Source organism: Bacillus sp. LNXM12-1, assembly GCF_003004375.1.
GTDB lineage: Bacteria > Bacillota > Bacilli > Bacillales > Bacillaceae > Bacillus.
The window spans coordinates 109,611-130,049 of sequence record NZ_PVWX01000005.1 but is presented as its reverse complement, the minus strand read 5'-3'; the positions used below and the strand labels follow the sequence as shown (position 1 = coordinate 130,049).

Below are 20,439 nucleotides of genomic sequence, written 5' to 3'. Positions count from 1 at the left end.
GGTTTTTTAAAACTAGTTTTCTGCTACCGGCTGATTTAAAATAAAGGGAGAATCTATGTAAGGGCTGATAAAAATGAGTTTATTGAATGTTGAAGGATTATATAAAACATATGGCGAGAAAACGCTGTTTGATCATATTTCTTTTCATATAGAACAAAAGGAACGCATCGGGTTGATTGGACCAAACGGAACAGGAAAGTCAACGCTCCTAAAGGTCATTGCGGGACTTGAATCGTATGAGGAGGGTGACATCTCGAAAGCAGGGACACTTGATATCGAATTTCTCGAGCAAGACCCTGAAATGAGCGGGGATGAAACGATTCTTGATTACATTTTTTCTGGAACGGCACCCATGATTCAAACGATGAAGGCATATGAAAAGGCGCTAGCCGATTTAGAGCATGATCCGCAAAATGAAGCAAAACAAGAAGCGCTCATGCGTATGCAAAATCGAATGGATCAGGAAGACGCATGGGATGCGAACCTGTCAGCAAAAACGATTTTGACAAAGCTTGGTGTCAAAGATGTGAGCCGCTCTGTTCATGCATTATCAGGCGGACAGAAAAAGCGTGTCGCGATTGCTAAAAATTTAATTCAGCCCGCGGGATTGCTGATTTTAGACGAGCCAACCAACCATCTCGATAATGCAACGATTGAATGGCTCGAAGGATATTTGAGTCAATACAGCGGTGCTGTCATTCTGGTGACGCATGATCGTTATTTCCTAAACCGTGTGGCCAACCGAATTTATGAATTGAATCAAGGGCAGCTCTATACGTATAAAGGAAATTATGAAGTCTTTTTAGAAAAAAGAGCCGAACGAGAAGCAGAAGCTCAGGTGAAAGAAACGAAGCGTCAAAACTTACTCAGACGAGAACTTGCATGGCTGAGAAGAGGGGCAAAAGCAAGAACGACGAAGCAAAAAGCTCGCATTGGCAGAGCCGAAGAGCTGATGGATCAAAAAGGGCCTGATGCGAAAGGAGAGCTTGATTTCGCTATCGGCTCGCACCGCCTAGGAAAACAAGTCATAGAGGCAGAAGACTTATCAATTTCATTTGCTGGCCAGACCCTTGTGGAGCGGTTTACAGATTTAGTCGTGCCGGGCGACCGGATTGGATTTATCGGACCGAATGGAGTCGGCAAAACGACTCTTCTTAACTGTCTAGCGGGTAAAATAGAACCGACTACAGGACAATTGACGATTGGACAAACCGTTCGCATTGGCTATTACACGCAGGATCACAAGGAAATGGATGAAGAACTGACCATCATTGAGTACATCAAGGAAACAGCTGAGATCGTCAAGACATCTGATGGCGCCATCGTGACAGCAGAGCAAATGCTAGAACGGTTCCTATTCCCAAGATCCATGCAGCGGACGTTTATTCGCAAGCTGTCAGGGGGAGAACGCCGCAGATTGTATTTATTGAAAGTCTTAATGGAAGAACCAAATGTTCTCTTTTTAGATGAGCCGACGAACGATCTTGATACGGAGACCCTCAGCATTTTAGAGGATTATTTAGAACAGTTTCCTGGCGTTGTTATGACCGTATCGCATGATCGTTATTTCTTAGACCGAGTGGTTCACCGTCTGCTTGTCTTTGAAGGTAATGGCCGCATTTCACACTTCCAAGGTGCTTACAGCGATTACATGGAGCAAGAAAAAGAGGCGAAGCGGACAGAGACAAAGCCTGCTGAGAAACAAGTAGAAGCGGCGCCTAAAAAGAGAAAAAAACTTTCTTATAAAGACCAGCTTGAATGGGACGGAATTGAAGACCGGATTCAGGCATTAGAGGAAAAACACCAGCAGCTTGAAGCAAGCATTGCGGAGGCAGGCAGTGATTTTGGAAAAATTCAAGAGCTGATGGACGAACAAAAAGCCGTTGCTGAAGAACTAGAACAAGCAATGGACCGCTGGACAGAACTATCGCTGATGATTGAGGAATTAGAGAGTCATGACTAAGAAATAAGAAACCTGTAGAGTTGATCTACAGGTTTTTTTGATAAGAGCATTTCGCATAGGCATCATGCTGATGAATGGATTCCTCATTACGACACTCGACTTGAAAGCCCCTGACCCATGGCTGCTCATATAATTCGATGGCCATTAACCTTGTGAGATCTTCTACAAAGCGTGGATTTTCATAAGCCTCTTCTGTCACTTTCTTTTCATCAGGTCTTTTAAGCACAGGATACAGCGGTGCACTCGCATTGGACTCAATGATATGTAAAAGAGCTGCTTTCATGTCGTTAGGGAATGATGCTTGTTCAAACAACTCTACCTGAATGGAAACAGAGCCACGCTGATTATGTGCACCGTATTCACTAATTTCTTTAGAACAAGGACATAATGTGGTGACTTGTGCATCGCAGCCAATATGACAGGTCCATCCATCCTTTTCATGAAAATGAATGTCATATGTGATTGTCGCATGCATCAAACCCGATTTCCCGGTGACTGGGCTTTGCTTTTCCATGTACCAAGGGAAGGAAACTTGAACCGAGGCAGATGACTGATTCATCTGACGGGCAAGCGCTGCTGTCAATGCTTTTAAGCTATTCACATCAAGCGGCTTTCCGCTTTCGTAAAACGAGTGCAGCTGTTCAGTGAGACGGCTCATATGAATGCCTTTTTCGTGAGCTCTCAGGGAGGTACTCAGTGCAAAGTCAGCAGAAGTTATTTGGTCCTGCGGTGCCGTTTTAGACAAAATTCGTACAGGATAAGACACGCGGCAGATGCCGACTTGTTCAAGATGAAAATAAAAGTCCTGCTCCGTCTTTTGGGTGTCAGTCATGTTCTCTTTTTGAGAAGGCTTCGTTCCAAGGCTTGGCGGTACAGATCCGAATTGTTGGTGTCGTTCTTTTTTGGGTGGAAAAGAAAACATGAGATCCCTCCTTTAAATCGTAATAATTCCTATTTATTTTGCATCAAAACACGAGAAAAATCAAGAGTGAGAACATTTACGTTTACGTTAAGGTTATAAAGGTGTATAATAAATCATGAATTGATGAGCAGGAGGCACTGGCAATGGAATGGATGAAAATTGATCAAGTGGCGAAAAGAAGCGGACTGACCAAACGGACGATACGTTTCTATGAAGAGATTGGTTTATTATCAGCACCAAAGCGGACAGAGGGCGGTGTCAGACTTTACTCAGAGGACGACATGGAAGAACTAGAGAAAGTGATGCAGGCAAAAGAGGTACTTGGATTTTCTTTACAAGAGCTTCAATCGTTTATGGAAATAGGAAAGCAGCTTGAGCTGAATAAAGAAGGTTACTTGCTGTCGCTTGATCCGAAGGAACGATTAGAGAAGCTGTTAGATATTGAGGCGCAGCTGTCTGTACAGCATCAATTGATTACAAAAAAGCTTGAAACGATTCAATCTTTTAAAAAGGATCTTGAAGCGATGAAAGAAAGAGCGGCTCATGCAATTGAGCAATTACAAAAATAAACACCTCTGCGTGTTTATTTTATTTTGTCAACATTTGAAGGAAAGGTTCTGATGGAATGAAGGAAGAAGAAGTGTTGAAACAGCGTACAAGTCTGCTTAGGCAGCCGAAAGCCGTCTGGGCTGTTGCCTTTGCGTGTGTGATTTCATTTATGGGGATAGGACTTGTGGACCCGATCTTGCCAGCCATTGCATCACAATTAGATGCATCTCCAAGTCAGGTCTCTCTTTTATTTACGAGCTACTTACTTGTGACCGGCTTTGTCATGTTTTTTACCGGCTTTATCTCTAGTCGGATTGGTGCGAAATGGACGTTATTAATAGGACTTATTTTTATTATTGTCTTTTCTGCTTTAGGCGGTACCTCTTCAACGATTAATGAATTAATCGGCTTTAGAGGCGGATGGGGCATTGGGAATGCCTTATTTATTTCAACTGCCCTCTCTGTGATTGTCGGTGTGTCTGTTGGAGGAAGTGCGAAGGCCATTATTTTATACGAGGCTGCACTAGGTCTTGGGATTTCGGTTGGACCGCTGCTTGGCGGAGAACTTGGGACGATCTCTTGGCGCGGGCCATTCTTTGGCGTTGCGGTGTTAATGCTTGTTGCTCTTTTAGCCATTACGTTTATGCTCCCGCCGATGCAAAAACCTCAGAAAAAGGTGAAATTATTCGAGGCTGTCGGGGCGTTAAAATATAAAGGGCTATTAACGATGGCATCTGCGGCTTTCTTATACAATTTTGGTTTCTTTGTGCTTTTAGCCTATTCGCCATTTGTGCTTCATCTGGATGAGCATGGTCTTGGTTATGTCTTTTTTGGATGGGGACTATTTTTGGCAGTGACATCCGTCTTCTCAGCGCCGGTCATTCATCGCAAACTTGGGACATTGACTTCCCTTGTGGTTCTGTTTGCTTCATTTGCTGTGATTTTATTCGGCATTGGGGTATGGACTTCACATGTTGTAGTCGTCATCTGCGGAATTGTTATTGCTGGGGGCATCCTTGGCATGATCAATACAGTGCTCACGACCGCTGTGATGGGATCGGCGCCGGTTGAACGTTCGATTGCTTCATCCTCTTACAGTGCTGTGCGGTTTATTGGGGGCGCGATTGCTCCTTGGATTGCCGGAGTACTTGCTGAATCTTACACAGCAAGCACCCCTTACTATGTAGGGGCGGCTGTCGTTCTGTTAGGCATGATCATCCTGCTTCTTGGCCGGAAGCATTTGGTCAATATTCAAGCAGGTCATTAAATAGAAAAAAGCCTTATATCTTCTGAACAGATATAAGGCTTTTTTGTCGTTATAATACTTTTGTCGTCCAAGATTCGCAATTCCAAGTTTCAGTGGCTACATCTTGATAAAATTCAGGTTCGTGAGAGATCAATAAGACGCTCCCTTTGTATTCTTTTAATGCACGTTTTAGTTCTTCTTTTGCATCGACATCCAAGTGATTGGTCGGCTCATCGAGAACAAGTAAGTTGGTTTCTTCGTTGATCAGCTTACAAAGACGGACCTTTGCTTTTTCTCCACCGCTTAAAACAGACACGCGGCTTTCAATATGCTTTGTCGTTAATCCGCATTTTGCAAGAGCGGCTCTGACTTCATATTGCGTGTAAGAAGGGAAGGTACTCCACACCTCTTCAATACAAGTGTTGCTGTTTTGCTCTTTTACTTCTTGCTCAAAGTAGCCAATATGCAGGAATTCTCCGCGTTCCACCTCACCAGAAATTGGCGTGATTTCTCCAAGAAGACTTCGCAGCAATGTCGTTTTTCCGATACCGTTAGCGCCGTATAACGCAATTTTTTGCCCGCGTTCCATTTTCAGATTCAATGGACGAGAGAGCGGTTCATCATAACCAATGACCAAATCTTTTGTTTCAAAAATCAATTTCCCGGAAGTTCGTGCCGGCTTAAAGTGGAATTCAGGCTTTGGCTTTTCTGCTGCGAGTTCAATCATATCCATTTTATCCAGTTTCTTTTGACGGGACATGGCCATATTTCTTGTGCTGACACGTGCTTTGTTTCTTGCAACAAAATCCTTTAATTCAGCGACTTCCTGCTGCTGCCTTTTATAAGCTGCTTCAAGCTGCTGCTTTTTGACTTCGTACACTTGTTTAAATTGATCATAATCACCAACATAGCGCGTGAGCTCTTGATTTTCAACATGATAAATCAAGTTAATGACGCTGTTTAAAAATGGAATATCATGTGAAATGAGGATAAACGCATTTTCATATTCCTGTAAATAGCGTTTCAGCCACTCAATATGCTGCTCATCCAAATAGTTGGTTGGCTCATCGAGAAGGAGAATTTCTGGCTTCTCTAACAGCAATTTCGCAAGCAATACTTTTGTACGCTGCCCGCCGCTCAGCTCCGTCACATCACGGTCCAGCCCAAGATCCGTTAACCCAAGACCTCTCGCAATTTCTTCGACCTTGGAATCAATGATATAAAAATCATTGTTTGTGAGCGCATCTTGAATGACGCCAACTTCCTCTAACAGCTTTTCCAGCTCATCAGGATCGGCTTCACCCATTTTGCCGTAAATGTCATTCATCGCTGCTTCCATGGAAAATAAATAGTGGAATGCATCCTGAAGCACTTCGCGGATCGTTCTTCCCTTTTCTAGTACAGTATGCTGATCAAGGTAGCCGACACGGACATTTTTTGCCCATTCGACTTTTCCTGCATCTGGCTCCAGCTTGCCAGTAATAATATTCATAAACGTTGACTTTCCTTCACCGTTGGCGCCAATTAAGCCGACATGCTCGCCTTTTAATAAACGGAAGGAGACTTCGTGAAAAATGGCTCTGTCGCCAAAGCCATGGCTTAAATCTTTAACAGATAATATCATTTTTTACACCTCAAATAGATTCAAAACGGCTAGTGCCTCTCATGATTATATCGAACTGTCCGGCTCGATAAAAGCATCAAAAGAAAAATTGCGTTTCAAAGCTGATTTTGAGATACTAAAGGATAGATTGAATGAGGATAAAGGAGATCGACATGATAGAAAATTGGGCATTTTTGAAAGAAGCAAAGCCATTTATTCAGGAAAACTTTCAAGCGGCTGGCTTCGAAAAACCAACAGCTATACAAGAAAAAACAGCAGAGTGGATTACGGAGAAGCGTGATGTGATCGCAGAATCGCCTACGGGAACGGGGAAGACACTGGCGTATGTGTTGCCGCTTTTAAATAAAATCGATGTGAATATCAAGCACCCGCAAGTCTTAATCTTGGCACCTTCAAGAGAGCTTGTGATGCAAATTTTTGATGTCGTGCAAGAGTTCAAACAAGGGTCAGATATCAAAGCGGTCTCCTTGATTGGTGGAGCGAACATCAAAAAGCAGCAGGAAAAACTAAAGAAACACCCGAACATCGTTGTCGCAACACCTGGCCGTGTACAGGAATTAATCAAAATCAAGAAACTGAAAATGCACGAAGTCAAAACGGTCGTGCTAGATGAAGCAGATCAGCTTCTTGTGCCAGAGCATATGAAAACGATCCAAGCGATCATTAAATCCACATTAAAAGAAAGGCAAATCCTCTGTTTTTCTGCGACGTTAAAAGAGGAAACGGTTCAACTGATTAAACAAATGACGTCTGAACCAGAAGTATTGAAAATTGCCAGAAGTGAGGAAGAAGCGCAGAAAGTAGGACACTATTATCTGTTATGTGATCAGCGTGATAAAGTGAAATTACTGCAAAAGCTATCACGGCTTGAGGACATGCAGGCGCTCGTCTTTGTGCGTGATATTACGAATTTAAGCATTTATGCAGAGAAATTAGCGTATCACCATGTCGACCTTGGTGTGCTTCATAGTGAGGCGAAAAAAGCAGAACGTGCTATCATCTTAAAGGAATTTGAACAGCGTGAATTCCCGCTTCTCCTTGCAACAGATATCGCAGCAAGAGGCATCGACATTGACGATCTGCCGTACGTGATCCATGCCGACCTGCCAAACGAAGAAGGCTATATCCACCGTTCAGGCAGAACCGGGCGCGCAGGAAAAGAAGGGGCTGTCATCAGTCTTGTCACACCTCAAGAGCATGCAATGCTCAAAAAAATGGCGAAAAAGCTGAATCTTACGCTTCAGGAAATTGTTTATAAGCAAGGCCAGCTGCATCTTGCGCCCAAGCAAGCATAAAAAAGGACCCTTCCACATGGAGGGTCCTTTTTTATTATGAAATTTTGACAAGCTGTTTTCCGACATTTTCCCCTTTAAATAGTCCAAGGAATGCATCAGGAATGTTGTCAAAGCCTTCAATGATTGTTTCTTTATAAGTCAGTTTGTCTTCTTTAACCCATTGTGCGAGATCTCTTGCAGCCTCTTCAAAACGATCTGAATAGTTGGCAACAATGAAGCCTTGCATCAATGCGCTTGTTTTAATGAGTTTTGTTTGCACACGCGGTCCGATGTCCTCGCTTGCGCTAATGTTATAAGACGAAATCGCGCCGCACACTGGAATACGTGCAAAGCGGTTCAAATGATTCATCACGGCATCAGAAATTTCGCCGCCAACATTGTCAAAATACACATCGACGCCGTTTGGACAGGCCTTTGCTATGGCATCATCTAAATCATTTGTTGTTTTATAATTAATCGTTTCATCAAAGCCTAGTTCTTTTAAATAAGCCAGCTTATCATCAGATCCCGCAATCCCAACGACGTGAGCGCCTTTGATCTTAGCAATTTGTCCCACAACGGAACCAACGGCACCTGCGGCTCCAGAAATGACAACGGTCTCGCCTTCTTTTGGCTGGCCAATCGCAAGAAGTCCGAAATAAGCGGTTTGCCCTGGCATGCCCAAAATGCCTAAATAATAGGACAATGGCGCAATGGATGGATCAATTTTAGTCAGAGATTCAGCTTTGGCTGTAGAATATTCTTGCCAGCCAAGGAATCCAAGAACAAAATCCCCTTTTTCAAATTGAGGCGATTTGGATTCAACGACTTCTCCGACAACACCGCCCTGAATCACTTCATTTAGCTTAAATGGAGGTGTATAGGATTTTGTATCCTGCATTCGTCCTCTCATATAAGGATCTACAGAAACATATTTCGTTTGAATCAAGACTTCGCCATCTTGCGGCACAGGTATATCGACTGTTTCAAAATGAAAAACATCTTTTGTAGGTAATCCTTTTGGACGTTTGGCTAATTGAATTTGCTTTTGTTGACTCATGTCAAATCCTCCCTTTCACTTGCAGCCTAGATTTACATTAACATGATGCTTCTTTTCATTCAAAACATACGGTCTTTTTCAAACACATACAAAAAAGCAGCCGCCATCTCATAGATGAGGACTACTTTTTTGGAAGTCAACAGAGAGGAGCGGCGGCAGACAGCCAAACAGCTGATACGCGTCCGCATCACGTTCTTTTAACAAATATTCGTTCGCATTTTGCATGGAGGCTTTCATCATATCGCGCGTCACAAAAGGAAAAAGGATATTCAAGTATGAGGACAACAGGTCTTGTGGATCTTGTTCAATCGACTCGATATCTCCAATGTTAATGATGATTGAAAAGAGATAATCAATGGAGATGCGAAAGTGCTGTTCAGCAAACAATGTAAGCGGCTTTGCTTTTGCTTCTTCAGGATTCCACTTCTGAAAAAGCTGTTTCACCAAATCACTGACAACCCAAGCATTAAACTGCTGCTCCGCTGAAAAGTAATACATCAGCTCTACCTCATTTCTAGCCTCCAGTATAAGAATTGTACAACAAAACAGCAGGGATGAATACAATATTTCAGAAAATTTAGTCATTTTTTCGGGCTTTTTGTCAAAAATAAGCCAATAGGCACGGTTAGTACACAATGTAAAATGGATGTGCTCAAGGAAGGTTTAATGACAAAAGTGACGGGTAAAAGATTCGTAAGACGCTAAAGGAGGAATATAAAATGAAACCTGTTGTAAGAGAGTATTCAAATGATGAGACACTTCAAAGAGATGTAGAGCAATTAAAAGCACTCGGTGTTGCAAGAGAGGACATTTATGTTCTGTCCCATGACGATGATCGTACAGAGCGTATTGCTGGAAATGCAGATGCTAATACGATAGGTCAAAGAGAAGTTGGACTTAAACATGCTGTTGGGAACATCTTTAGTAAAAAGGGCGATGAGCTCCGAAATAAAATCCATGAAATTGGTTTCTCTAAAGAAGAAGCTGAGAAATTTGAAGAACATTTAGATGAAGGAAAAGTCCTTCTCTTTGTGACAGACCATGAAAAAGTGAAAACTTGGGCATAAACGCCAACTGAAAAAAGCCTCTTACTTTCGTAAGGGGCTTTTTTTCATGCCGATATCTCTGAAGGAGAGAACACATCTTTTTTACTATAATAAGAAAAAACAGCAGATTGGAATAAACAGTAAATCATCTAATTGAAAATGCAGATATACCAAAGAAAATGATAGGAAATGAGAAAAGAATAGTCAAAATTTCACAAAAATCCATTCGGGAAATAATCATTGTATCTTTCGATTTTGTTTCAAAATGTAATAAAAATCTTGTGTAATTTAGTAGATAAATTTCTTAGTTCTATTGGTTTATGTTGTATTTTTGTGTAGAAATAAGTGTTTTGAGGTCAAAAAACCACGAAAAATACCTGTATTTTCAATTAGAAAATTCATTTTAATGTTTAGGAAATAACTTGTTGACAAAATAATCTAAAAACAATATATTTGGCTTATTCCAGTCATTATGGAAGTAGTTGTTAAATTTCTGATGGGTTTATTCAAGGCACATTCTAGTGAGAGGTGGTGTCATAAAACCAAGGTACAAGCGCTTTTAAGAGAAAAAGCTTGCTTGGAATATTTCTACTAAAACATAAGAAAACGGTCTTTTACAATGGTAGCCGATCTAAACAGTAGATTGACCTTTCTACTATGATCACTTTGCAAGAGATATTCAAAAGGCGTTATGTTCTTGTCCAAGATAGAAAGCGGTTTCAATAAGGGCTGTGAGTTGATCGAACGGTGAAGGAGGTGAACTCATATGAAAAAAAGAGACAATAAGCTGAGGCGCTGCAGCTCTCAAATGGCTGCATATGAGGATGCATGCTGAAAAAGAAGAGTGAACATGTGGGATGCTTCTCTCCTTTTTCAGAAAACAGATTTTCCTAAAAAATCCATCTTTCATTTTAACATAAGGTTTTTGGCTTGAAAATGACCTTTGCCCGAAAAGCCGATTTTGAATAGAAGGAGGTCCTGTGATGAAAAAAGCTTTATATCATGAAGACAGTGGGTTGTATCTAGAAAAAATGCGTATGGCATTTCAAGAACATTATGAAAAAAGAACAGATATGTGGTCTACTGATCCATCCTTAACAGATGCAGCCGTGATGTCATTAAAGGCATGGCATTCACGGGAAAAGAATGCACTTGCTTCTGTGCTCGATATCGGGTGCGGGAACGGCCGGGCACTTGAACATTTAAGGGGGCTTTCTGCATATGTCGGTATCGACCTGTATGGGCATGAGGAGTGGGAAGGATTACAGAAAAGAGAAACGGTTCCTGTCCATTTTGTTCATCAAGATTTTATGTCCTGGTCGATGGATCAGGGACGCGGGATGCAGTTTGATTTAATTTTAGATCATGGCTGCTTTCATCACCAGCATCCTGATGATCATGAGCGTTATTTAAAACAGGTTTCCTCTTTGCTTCATGAAGGCGGCGTCTTCTCACTTGTTGTATGGGGAGAAGAGTGGAGAACAGGATTAATCGGAGAAGATGGCCGTTTCCACTTTTCATTTTCAGACTCTCAGCTTGGAGAAAGAATTTGTTCATCAGGTCTGGAGCTTGTATCGATTACACCATTAAAAGCAAAGGCCGGCATTAGCCAGCATCATGTCATTGCCGTCAAAATCTAGTACAAAGGTGATCACTCAAAGCTAGCAGAGGGGTTCATTCTAAGAAAGAGCATGTGCGCATCATGTAGGCGAAAGGCGTTATGAACCAAGATTTCTGCTCCTTTGTACTGGACAAGACCTAGATTGAAACATCGCTAGAAGAGCTGGGAACGAAGACATTCTTGCGAAAATCAGGGTCTGAACGATGAGAGGAATCGCACATCCATATTCTTTTTAGGCATGAGTGCCGCTTGAAATAGGAGCACATATGCTAAGGGAGTGCGGACACATATTCATCACTCCATCACTGCGCTATGAGAGTCGATTTGGGTGCAGCGATGAATAGGGGGGAGACAAATGAACAAGTTTGTAGATGAATTACAATCAATGATTCATCATTTTACCTTTCAAGAAAAAAACTATTTGCTCGTGGGGCCAGTGAACCTGCCGATCTCCATTCAACATGAAGAAGTGCCATTTAAATGGTATGCCTTCGCACCTGTTGAAGGGGAGACAAAACCAACGATCGAATCTATTGTCCAAATGAGTACCGCGCAGCAAACCTTTTCCTCTTGTCTCTTATTTGGCGACTTTGAAAATGAGGTGCCGCCGCTAGTGCGAATTCATAGTGTCTGCCAAACAGGGGATGTGTTTGGGTCACTGAAATGTGACTGCGGTCCACAGCTTGCGTTATCGCTGAAGAAAATCACCGATTACGGTAAAGGCATGCTCGTATATATGGCCAATCAAGAAGGGCGGTCAATTGGGCTGATGGCGAAAGCATTGACGTATAAATTACAGGAAATGAAGCTGGATACTTTTGAAGCCAACCGCCTGATTGGCTGCGGAGATGATGACCGGCATTACGAGGAGGCAGCGGCTGTTCTGCACTATTTAAACAAAGGGAAACCAATGCACCTCCTAACGAACAATCCAGATAAAGTCGATTCCATTGCTGCTTACGGTCTTCCTGTATTGCGATTTGATCATACGGTCGAAGCTTCTCTCTATAATGCAGCCTATTTGAAGGCAAAAGCAGCCTCAGGACATATGGTCGATGAGAAAAAATTAATTAATCAGTAGATGAGTTTACTTTAAAGAAGGCGGGAGAAAAGCGTGAAACCTGAAATCAATTGGATTCAAATCCCAAGCGGCTATGCAACGATTGGAAGTAATGAAGAAGATATGAAAAAGGCATCAGAATTCTGGAAGGACAAGCTTCTCAATCCAACCTACGGCCGTGAGAAAAAATTTCAAAAATGGCTGTACAAAGAATTTCCATCCTATCAGCCGTATATCAATGAATTTTTTATTTCAGATACGGTCGTCACCAATGAATGGTATCAAAGCTACTGTGATGAAACAGGCCAGGCGTACCCGGAGAGCTTAACGAATCAAGAGCTTGGTGGCGGGAAAGATCATCCGGCTTGGGGCATGGATATCGAGGAAGCCTTCTCGTTCTGCCAGTGGCTGAGCGGGAAACTTGGGTTAGACGTGTCGATTCCTACTGAAGAAGAATGGGAATATGCTGCCCGGGGAAATACGAGAAATCAATACCCGTGGGGAGATGAGTTTGATCCTTCTTTATGTAATACGTTCGAATCAAATATTGAAAAAACGACGCCTGTCCGTCAATACAAAAAGGGCAGATCCTTATTTGGTCTTTATGATATGGGGGGCAACGTCGAGGAATGGGTCAACACCAAATATCATGTATACGATGGCGGCATCGAGGTCGTAGATGATTTAACGGAGACGCTTGGCAGTAATTACTACATTTTAAAAGGCGGCTCCTTTGCAAGAGGCGGAGATTTATGCAGAGTCGCCAGAAGACACGGGAAGCATCCAGATCCCGTTTTCCGATTTACTGGTTTTCGTATAGTGACTCGTCAAAAACAACATATAAAGGTGGGAGTGTAAAATCATGCATAGAGGACCGATTACATCTGTTTTATCAACTCAGCAGGACCAAATTGTTTACACTGGCGGCTATGACCGTTGTATTTATAAGTGGAACCGGGCAACAGGAGAAGGAACGTTTATTGGAAGTCACGAGCATATCATTAACTCTTTATCTCTTTCTGAAAACGGAAAGTATTTAGCGAGTGCATCGTCAGACTACACCATTCAATTGTATGATACAGACACTCATACTCGAATTCGCACCCTGTTTGGTCATGCAGATGATGTAGAAGCCGTCGCCTTTGCCAAACAGGATACCTTACTAGTATCGGTGTCTAGAGATAGAAGGTGCTTAGTGTGGGATATCGAAACAGGAGCTGTTTTAAGAGAATTCCATGGACATAGCAAAGATGTATTAGCTGTATGGATACATGGCGATAAAGCTTATACAACAGGTGATGATGGCTACGTTCTTGTATGGCTGTACGATACAGGAGAAATTGTAGGGGAAATTGGTCCGTTTGATTATGAGCTGGACACAATCAGCGGCAGCAATCAAAAAGAAGTGTTCGCACTTGGCAGAGACGATGGCACCGTCATTATTTATGATGCGGTTACTTTACAGGAGAAAAAAATCATTAAAGCCCATTTACAGGGCGTCAAGCGGGTGAACTTTTCTCCAAGCGGCAATTACTTGCTGACAGCAGGCTATGACCATTTAATTAAGCTGTGGAATTATGAAACAGGGGATTTAGTCGATACGTTGCTGCCTCATAAATATCAGTGGGAGCGTTCGCTTGTCTGGACGGAGGATGAGAAATCCATCCTAGGAGCCAGTTTTGGAAAAACGTATTGTGAATGGTCTATTGAAAAGGGAAAAGTTGTATCAGATGAGATTGAAATGGCGACACCATCTATTAATGATATTGCGCTGACTGATGCGGGAGATATCATCACAGCATCAGATGACGGAAAATTCAGAAAGAACGGGATTGAAATCGCTAAATCGACAGGCGTTTTAACAAATGGAGTGGCTGTCGCACGAGATGGAAGCTATTATGCGTGGGGAGATCATGCAAGTCAGGTGCATATTGTTCATGAATCATTACAGCAAATGGTTTCGTTTGATCTCAACACAGGGCCGGTCAACAGTGTGTATTTCCACGAGGAGGATCGGCAATTCTATATTGGAACTTACGGCGGTTATGTACATGTCATTTCGACAGAACATTTAAAGGAAATTGGCCGTTCCAAAGCACACGATTGTGCTGTTAAAGCATTAAAAGTAGAAGGAGATCATATCATCACAGCCGCGGTAGAAGGAACCATCTGTCTTTTAGATAAGAAGAGCTTGTCTTTAAAAGCGAAATATATCGGAGCGACAGAGCTGTTAAATGATGTATTCATTGATAGTAAAAGAGATCGTATTGCCATTGTCAGCCGTGACAAGAATGTGAGATTGTTTGATTTGCATACAGGAAGAATTTTAGACCAGCATAATGAACACCAGTATTCTATTAAATCTGTCTCTGTCACAGACTCTGGCTATATTGTGAGCGGAGATTATTGGGGCTATGTCGTTGTGTGGAATCCAGAGCTAGATGTCAATACCGGCCCAATTAGAATTGCCAAGAATGGGATTAGTGCCATCAGACAATTAGGCAATGATGTATACGCAAGCTCATATGACGGCGGGATTTATCATATTCGAGAAGATGGCACACATACTGAAGTACTGCGCTTATTTGAACAATTTCCGAAAGAAGTAATCTCTCATTAAGAAAAAGAATGTAAGCGGGGGATTCTCATGATAAGTGTTTGCAAGGAACATATGAAAAAAGGCCTGACTGTACTCAATTGTCCGCATGTGCTCCTCATTAATAAATATGAATTACGCAAATGCTGTTTTTGTAAACAACGAGCATCATATAAACTTTTTTATTCCTTGCCTTACTATGATCGATCTGAAAAGAAACGGATGGAAAAAATATAGCACATGAGAATAGAACTCCTTCATTTCCTGAAGGAGTTCTTTCCCTTGAAAGAGAAGAAAGGAGACTCACATGAAAGACGATGTTTTTTATATGAAGCTGGCGATTGCCAACGCAAAGGCAATGAAAGGGCAAACCTCCCCAAATCCGCTTGTCGGTGCAGTCATTGTACAGCAAGGTGAGATTGTTGGGATTGGTGCTCACATGAAGGCGGGCGAACCTCATGCTGAAATTCATGCGCTGCAAATGGCAGGGGAAAAGGCAAAGGGAGCTGACATGTATGTGACGCTTGAACCTTGTTCGCATCATGGGAAAACGGGTCCTTGCACGGAAGCCATTATCAAAAGTGGTGTGAAACGTGTAGTCATTGCGACGCAAGACCCAAATCCGCTTGTCGCAGGTAAGGGGGTTACCATGTTGAAACAAGCAGGGATCGAAGTAGATGAAGGAATATGTAAACAGGAGGCGGATCGCTTAAATGTGCCTTTTTTTCATTTCATTCAATCAGACCTTCCTTACGTCATCTTAAAATCAGCCATTTCGTTAGACGGGAAAATTGCAACATCTCATCTTGAAAGCAAATGGATCACAGGAACAGAAGCGAGGAAAGAAGTGCAGCAATTGCGTCAAGAAGCCGATGCTGTGATAACAGGTGTCGAAACGATTATTCAAGATGATGCAGGTCTTATTGTGAAAGATTCAATGGCGACCCAGCCCATTCGTGTCATTTTAGATTCCACATTAAGGATTCCGCTTCATGCGAAATGTTTAACAGATCATATGGCCGAAACCATTATTTGCACCTCGCACATGTATGATCAGAAAAAGTATGAACAGCTGGTAGATAAAGGGCATCAAGTCTATGTCACAAGCGGAGAGCAGCGGACAAATATTCATGACGTGTTACGAATGCTGAAGGAACGTTCTGTCATGTCAGTTCTCGTTGAAGCAGGAGGAAATGTGAGTGCGTCCTTTTTAGAAGAATCACTAGTCAATGAAGCCGTCATTTATATGGCACCTTTATTAATCGGTGGAAAACATGCACCTACTTTTTTTGAAGGAGAGGGGGTGAAAAAACTAAAAGAAGCGATCCGTCCAGCAGATATTGAATATAGTATGGTTGGAAAAGATATCAAAATGACAATAAAATTCTAATAAATGTAAGACTTTGTGCATCGAGCGCAAGGTCTTTTCAATACTTCTTGATAAAAATAAAAGTGTACATACACCTTTCCAAGGAATGATGAATACGATGGATGGGGGGTGATTCCATGAGAAGATGTAGACAATGCGGAAAGACATATCCAACTCATTCGACAGACCACTACCAAAAAGGAAGCTGGTATGATGCGTATAAGGATGACGGCTGGGAATGTGATAGTTGTAAGAAAGGGAAATCTGGAAAGCCAGGGAAACCAGTGAAAAATCCTTGCTGCGGAAAAGATCCTTGTGTTTGTGTGATTCAAGGTCCGCCAGGCGGGAGAGGAAGAAGAGGCCCAGCAGGTCCAGCAGGTGCAGTGGGTCCAGCGGGTCCAGCGGGTCCAGCGGGTCCAGCAGGCCCAGCAGGCCCGGCAGGAGCAACTGGAGCCACTGGTGTAGGCTTAACGGGCATCGTGGCATTTGATCCAGCGGTAGCCCCAACCTATCCAGTAGGTCAAGTCGTGACATTCGATGGAAGTACGTATGTGGTGAATTCAGCGCCGCCAACAGGTACGCCAGGTACGTCACCAGATTATACATTGTTAGCAGCTGCTGGTGAAACGGGTGCAACCGGAGCAACAGGTACAGGAGCGACCGGTGCGACAGGAGATACAGGTGCGACTGGAGTTACCGGAGCAACCGGAATCACAGGAGCCACAGGAGCAACAGGTACAGGAGCAACCGGTGCAACAGGAGATACAGGTGCGACTGGAGTTACCGGAGCAACCGGGATCACAGGAGCAACAGGTACAGGAGCAACCGGTGCGACAGGAGATACAGGTGCGACTGGAGTTACCGGAGCAACCGGAATCACAGGAGCCACAGGAGCCACAGGAGCAACAGGTACAGGAGCAACCGGTGCAACAGGTGATACGGGAGCGACTGGAGTTACCGGAGCAACCGGGATCACAGGAGCAACAGGTACAGGAGCGACCGGTGCAACAGGAGATACAGGTGCGACTGGAGTTACCGGAGCAACCGGAGATATCGGGGTCACCGGAGCGACCGGAGTAACGGGAGCAACAGGAGATACTGGAGCGACCGGAGTCACAGGAGCGACCGGAGATATCGGGGCCACCGGAGTCACAGGAGCCACAGGAGATACTGGCGCCACCGGAGATACCGGCGCCACCGGAGTCACCGGAGCGACCGGAGTAACGGGAGCCACAGGAGATACTGGCGCCACCGGAGTCACAGGAGCCACAGGAGATACCGGAGTCACCGGAGCGACTGGAGTAACGGGCGCCACCGGAGATACCGGCGCCACCGGAGCGACTGGAGTAACGGGAGCAACAGGAGATATCGGGGCCACCGGAGTCACAGGAGCCACAGGAGATACTGGCGCCACCGGAGCGACCGGAGATATCGGCGCGACCGGAGTCACAGGAGCGACCGGAGATACCGGAGTCACAGGAGCGACCGGAGATACCGGCGCCACCGGAGCGACCGGAGTAACGGGAGCCACAGGAGATACTGGCGCCACCGGAGTCACCGGAGCCACAGGAGATACCGGAGTCACCGGAGCGACCGGAGTAACGGGAGCCACAGGAGATACTGGCGCGACCGGAGTCACCGGAGCGACCGGAGTAACGGGAGCCACAGGAGATATCGGGGCCACCGGAGTCACAGGAGCCACAGGAGCCACAGGAGCCACAGGAGATACTGGCGCCACCGGAGTCACCGGAGCGACCGGAGATATCGGCGCCACCGGAGTCACCGGAGCGACTGGAGTAACTGGAGCCACAGGAGATACCGGCGCCACCGGAGTTACAGGAGCAACCGGAGCAACTGGATCGAGTGCGATTATTCCATTTGCATCAGGTACCCCTGCTGTCTTGACTACAATTGCAGGGGGTCTTGTCGGAACTTCTAGTTTGGTCGGCTTTGGTAGCTCTGCAACAGGCGTTAGCATACTAGGTGGTATCATCGACTTAACAGGAGCAGCAGGTACTCTTTTAAATATGGCATTCTCTGTACCAAGGGATGGCACTATTACTTCATTTGCCGGATACTTTAGTACTACGGCAGCATTGGCTTTAGTCGGCACGAGTATTACAGTGACAGCTAGCTTATTTGCTTCACCGACACCAGATAACAGCTTCACTCAAGTAGCGAGTGTCACATTGGCACCACCATTAACGGGGATTTTAACTATTGGTGCTATTTCAAACGGAATCGCTACCGGCCTGAATGTGCCAGTTACAGCAGAAACAAGATTACTGGTTGTTTTCTCTGCGACTGCAACAGGCTTATCTTTAATTAACACTGTAGCAGGCTATGCGAGTGCAGGCTTATCTATCACGTAATTGAAACAGGGATGACTCGATTTGAGTCGTCCTTTTTTGTTTGAATGAATTTTCTCTTAACTTCGTAAGAAAAAATGATATGATTTTCTTAAAGTCTAGTCGATGAATCTACTTGAATTAGGGGTTGTAGCGGTGAGGATGGGCAAAAGGAAAGTCACTTTACAAACGAAAATTTTGGGGTTAATTATTGGGCTTTTGCTTGTTGTCATTGCGTTATTGACCATTTGTTTTGGTTTTCTGCAGACATCAGAAAGGCAGCGGCAAGCTGAACAGCTGGCGGTGCAAACCGCTAGAACAATCTCATATATGCCGCCCATTAAAACATCGGTGGGCACCTCATCAGTGTCTGAGTATGAAGAACAGGCAGTGCTTGAGCAAATGAAGGATCAAGTCAGAGCACATGCCATCTTCATTACCAATCAAAAAGGGAAGGTCCTTTTTCATACGAATCATGAGAATGTAGGAAAAACCATCAGTGTATTTAGAGGAAGAAGTACCCTGCTATTTGGGGGAACCTCCATATCAACGGGTGATTCTAATGGTGAAATCGTTGTCAGAGGCAGTGCCCCGATTATGAAAGAAACAGGCAAGCATGAAGAAATTATTGGCACAGTCACCGTCGAATTTTTAAAAAAGGAAATTGATCAAGCGACAGCCCATCAACTAATCAAGCTTAGCTATATTGCCCTTTTTGTGCTCTTGCCTGGTATATTCGGAGCGATTTTTTTAACAAGAAGTATTCGCAAAGATACATTAGGGCTTGAACCGCACGAAATTGCTTCATTATTTCGAGAAAGAGAAGCGATGCTGCTTGCTATAAAAGAAGGGATTATTGCATTTGACCGCAAAGGCGCGATAACGATGATGAATACATCTGCTGAACACATGCTGCGCGTTTCATCGGAGCTGCCGCTTCATATTGACCAAGTCTTGCCAAAAGCCAATCTCCTTTTCTATTTAAAGGCAGAAACGATTGAACCGAACATCGAAACCGTCGTCAATGATAAAACCTATGTCTTAAATGTGAAAAAAGTGGTCCAGGACAATCGAGTTTTTGGGGGAATTGTGAGCTTCCGAGAGAAAACAGAGCTGACGAAGCTGCTGGATACATTAACAGAGGTCAGCCAATATTCAGAAGACCTGAGGGCACAAACGCATGAATTCTCAAATAAGCTGTACGCCATTTTAGGTTTGCTTGAGCTGAAGCAAGTGGATGAGGCCATCGACTTAATAAAGGAAGAATATACGCTGCAAAACCGTCAGCACGATTTACTCATGAAGCAAATTCGATCTCCTAAAATACAAGCCATCTTACTCGGCAAGTTAGGGAAAGCATCTGAGAAGAAGGTTCATTTCCACATCGATGAAAATAGTTCATTGGAGCCGCTTCCACCACATTTAAGTCTATCTCACTTTATTACCATCATTGGTAATCTTGTAGATAACGCCTTTGAGGCCGTACTAAATAAGGAGACGCGCGAGGTAAGCCTGTTCATTACAGATATTGGGTTTGATATTATCATAGAAGTATCTGATTCAGGTGATGGAGTAAACGAGGAAGAACTTTCACATATTTTCACAAGAGGCCATTCGTCAAAGGGGGAAGGACGAGGCTACGGGCTAGCGAATGTGAAAGAAGTGTTGGACGAACTTGGGGGCTGGATTGAAGTGACGAACCAAAAAGAAGGCGGTGCCATCTTCACTGCATACATACCGAAAGGCACAAAGGGGGAATAA

Annotated in this window: 16 protein-coding genes; 12 read left to right on the top strand and 4 right to left on the bottom strand. The window is 43.8% G+C overall.

Annotated features, from left to right (window positions below; all coding sequences use genetic code 11):
* Nucleotides 1–73 precede the first annotated feature (73 nt).
* Nucleotides 74–1,963 (top strand): ABC-F family ATP-binding cassette domain-containing protein, encoded by a 1,890-nt coding sequence (locus C6Y07_RS17200; RefSeq protein WP_106157091.1) that lies wholly within the window; start codon nt 74–76, stop codon nt 1,961–1,963.
* 25 nt (nt 1,964–1,988) lie between these two features.
* Here C6Y07_RS17200 and folE2 read toward each other — a convergent pair whose 3' ends face one another.
* Complete coding sequence (folE2, locus tag C6Y07_RS17195) at nt 1,989–2,885, bottom strand: GTP cyclohydrolase FolE2 (RefSeq protein ID WP_066031185.1); 897 nt, start codon at nt 2,883–2,885, stop codon at nt 1,989–1,991.
* Between the two features lie 143 nt (nt 2,886–3,028).
* Here folE2 and C6Y07_RS17190 point away from each other — a divergent pair, with 143 nt between their 5' ends.
* Nucleotides 3,029–3,454 carry a MerR family transcriptional regulator gene (locus C6Y07_RS17190; protein ID WP_060595739.1) on the top strand — a complete coding sequence of 142 codons (426 nt, stop codon included), beginning with the start codon at nt 3,029–3,031 and terminating at the stop codon, nt 3,452–3,454.
* A gap of 56 nt (nt 3,455–3,510) precedes the next feature.
* On the top strand, nt 3,511–4,701 hold the full coding sequence (locus C6Y07_RS17185; protein ID WP_066031184.1) for an MFS transporter: 1,191 nt from the start codon (nt 3,511–3,513) through the stop codon (nt 4,699–4,701).
* A 49-nt stretch (nt 4,702–4,750) separates the two neighbouring features.
* Here the strand turns inward: C6Y07_RS17185 and C6Y07_RS17180 are convergent, their stop codons facing one another.
* The gene (locus tag C6Y07_RS17180) at nt 4,751–6,304 is read right to left on the bottom strand and encodes an ABC-F family ATP-binding cassette domain-containing protein (protein WP_024426645.1); all 1,554 of its coding nucleotides are present in this window, start codon (nt 6,302–6,304) and stop codon (nt 4,751–4,753) included.
* A 152-nt stretch (nt 6,305–6,456) separates the two neighbouring features.
* Between C6Y07_RS17180 and C6Y07_RS17175 the strand changes: the two genes are divergently transcribed.
* Entirely contained in the window at nt 6,457–7,599 is a 1,143-nt protein-coding gene (locus C6Y07_RS17175; RefSeq protein ID WP_066031182.1) for a DEAD/DEAH box helicase, read from the top strand.
* 34 nt (nt 7,600–7,633) lie between these two features.
* Here C6Y07_RS17175 and C6Y07_RS17170 read toward each other — a convergent pair whose 3' ends face one another.
* On the bottom strand, nt 7,634–8,638 hold the full coding sequence (locus C6Y07_RS17170) for an NADP-dependent oxidoreductase (RefSeq protein ID WP_060595742.1): 1,005 nt from the start codon (nt 8,636–8,638) through the stop codon (nt 7,634–7,636).
* A gap of 108 nt (nt 8,639–8,746) precedes the next feature.
* A complete protein-coding gene (locus C6Y07_RS17165; protein ID WP_060595743.1) occupies nt 8,747–9,136 on the bottom strand; it encodes a YfmB family protein in 390 nt (129 codons plus the stop codon).
* 221 nt (nt 9,137–9,357) lie between these two features.
* On the opposite strand from C6Y07_RS17165, the gene C6Y07_RS17160 reads away from it, so the two are divergent.
* The 8 genes from C6Y07_RS17160 (at nt 9,358) to C6Y07_RS17125 (ending at nt 20,439) form a co-directional block, all read left to right on the top strand.
* Nucleotides 9,358–9,705 carry a YflT domain-containing protein gene (locus C6Y07_RS17160; protein ID WP_060595744.1) on the top strand — a complete coding sequence of 116 codons (348 nt, stop codon included), beginning with the start codon at nt 9,358–9,360 and terminating at the stop codon, nt 9,703–9,705.
* A gap of 962 nt (nt 9,706–10,667) precedes the next feature.
* The gene (locus C6Y07_RS17155) at nt 10,668–11,324 is read left to right on the top strand and encodes a class I SAM-dependent methyltransferase (RefSeq protein WP_106037189.1); all 657 of its coding nucleotides are present in this window, start codon (nt 10,668–10,670) and stop codon (nt 11,322–11,324) included.
* Between the two features lie 336 nt (nt 11,325–11,660).
* The gene (locus C6Y07_RS17150; protein ID WP_066031179.1) at nt 11,661–12,386 is read left to right on the top strand and encodes a GTP cyclohydrolase II; all 726 of its coding nucleotides are present in this window, start codon (nt 11,661–11,663) and stop codon (nt 12,384–12,386) included.
* Nucleotides 12,387–12,419: 33 nt separating this feature from the next.
* Complete coding sequence (locus tag C6Y07_RS17145) at nt 12,420–13,223, top strand: formylglycine-generating enzyme family protein (RefSeq protein WP_106048678.1); 804 nt, start codon at nt 12,420–12,422, stop codon at nt 13,221–13,223.
* A 4-nt stretch (nt 13,224–13,227) separates the two neighbouring features.
* A complete protein-coding gene (locus tag C6Y07_RS17140; protein ID WP_060595747.1) occupies nt 13,228–14,985 on the top strand; it encodes a WD40 repeat domain-containing protein in 1,758 nt (585 codons plus the stop codon).
* A 283-nt stretch (nt 14,986–15,268) separates the two neighbouring features.
* Nucleotides 15,269–16,351, top strand: coding sequence for a bifunctional diaminohydroxyphosphoribosylaminopyrimidine deaminase/5-amino-6-(5-phosphoribosylamino)uracil reductase RibD (ribD, locus tag C6Y07_RS17135; RefSeq protein ID WP_060595748.1), 1,083 nt, complete (start codon nt 15,269–15,271; stop codon nt 16,349–16,351).
* A 116-nt stretch (nt 16,352–16,467) separates the two neighbouring features.
* Nucleotides 16,468–18,702: an exosporium glycoprotein BclB-related protein gene (locus C6Y07_RS17130; RefSeq protein WP_189318391.1), complete on the top strand. Its 2,235-nt coding sequence runs from the start codon at nt 16,468–16,470 to the stop codon at nt 18,700–18,702.
* A gap of 138 nt (nt 18,703–18,840) precedes the next feature.
* Entirely contained in the window at nt 18,841–20,439 is a 1,599-nt protein-coding gene (locus tag C6Y07_RS17125; protein ID WP_106048679.1) for a sensor histidine kinase, read from the top strand.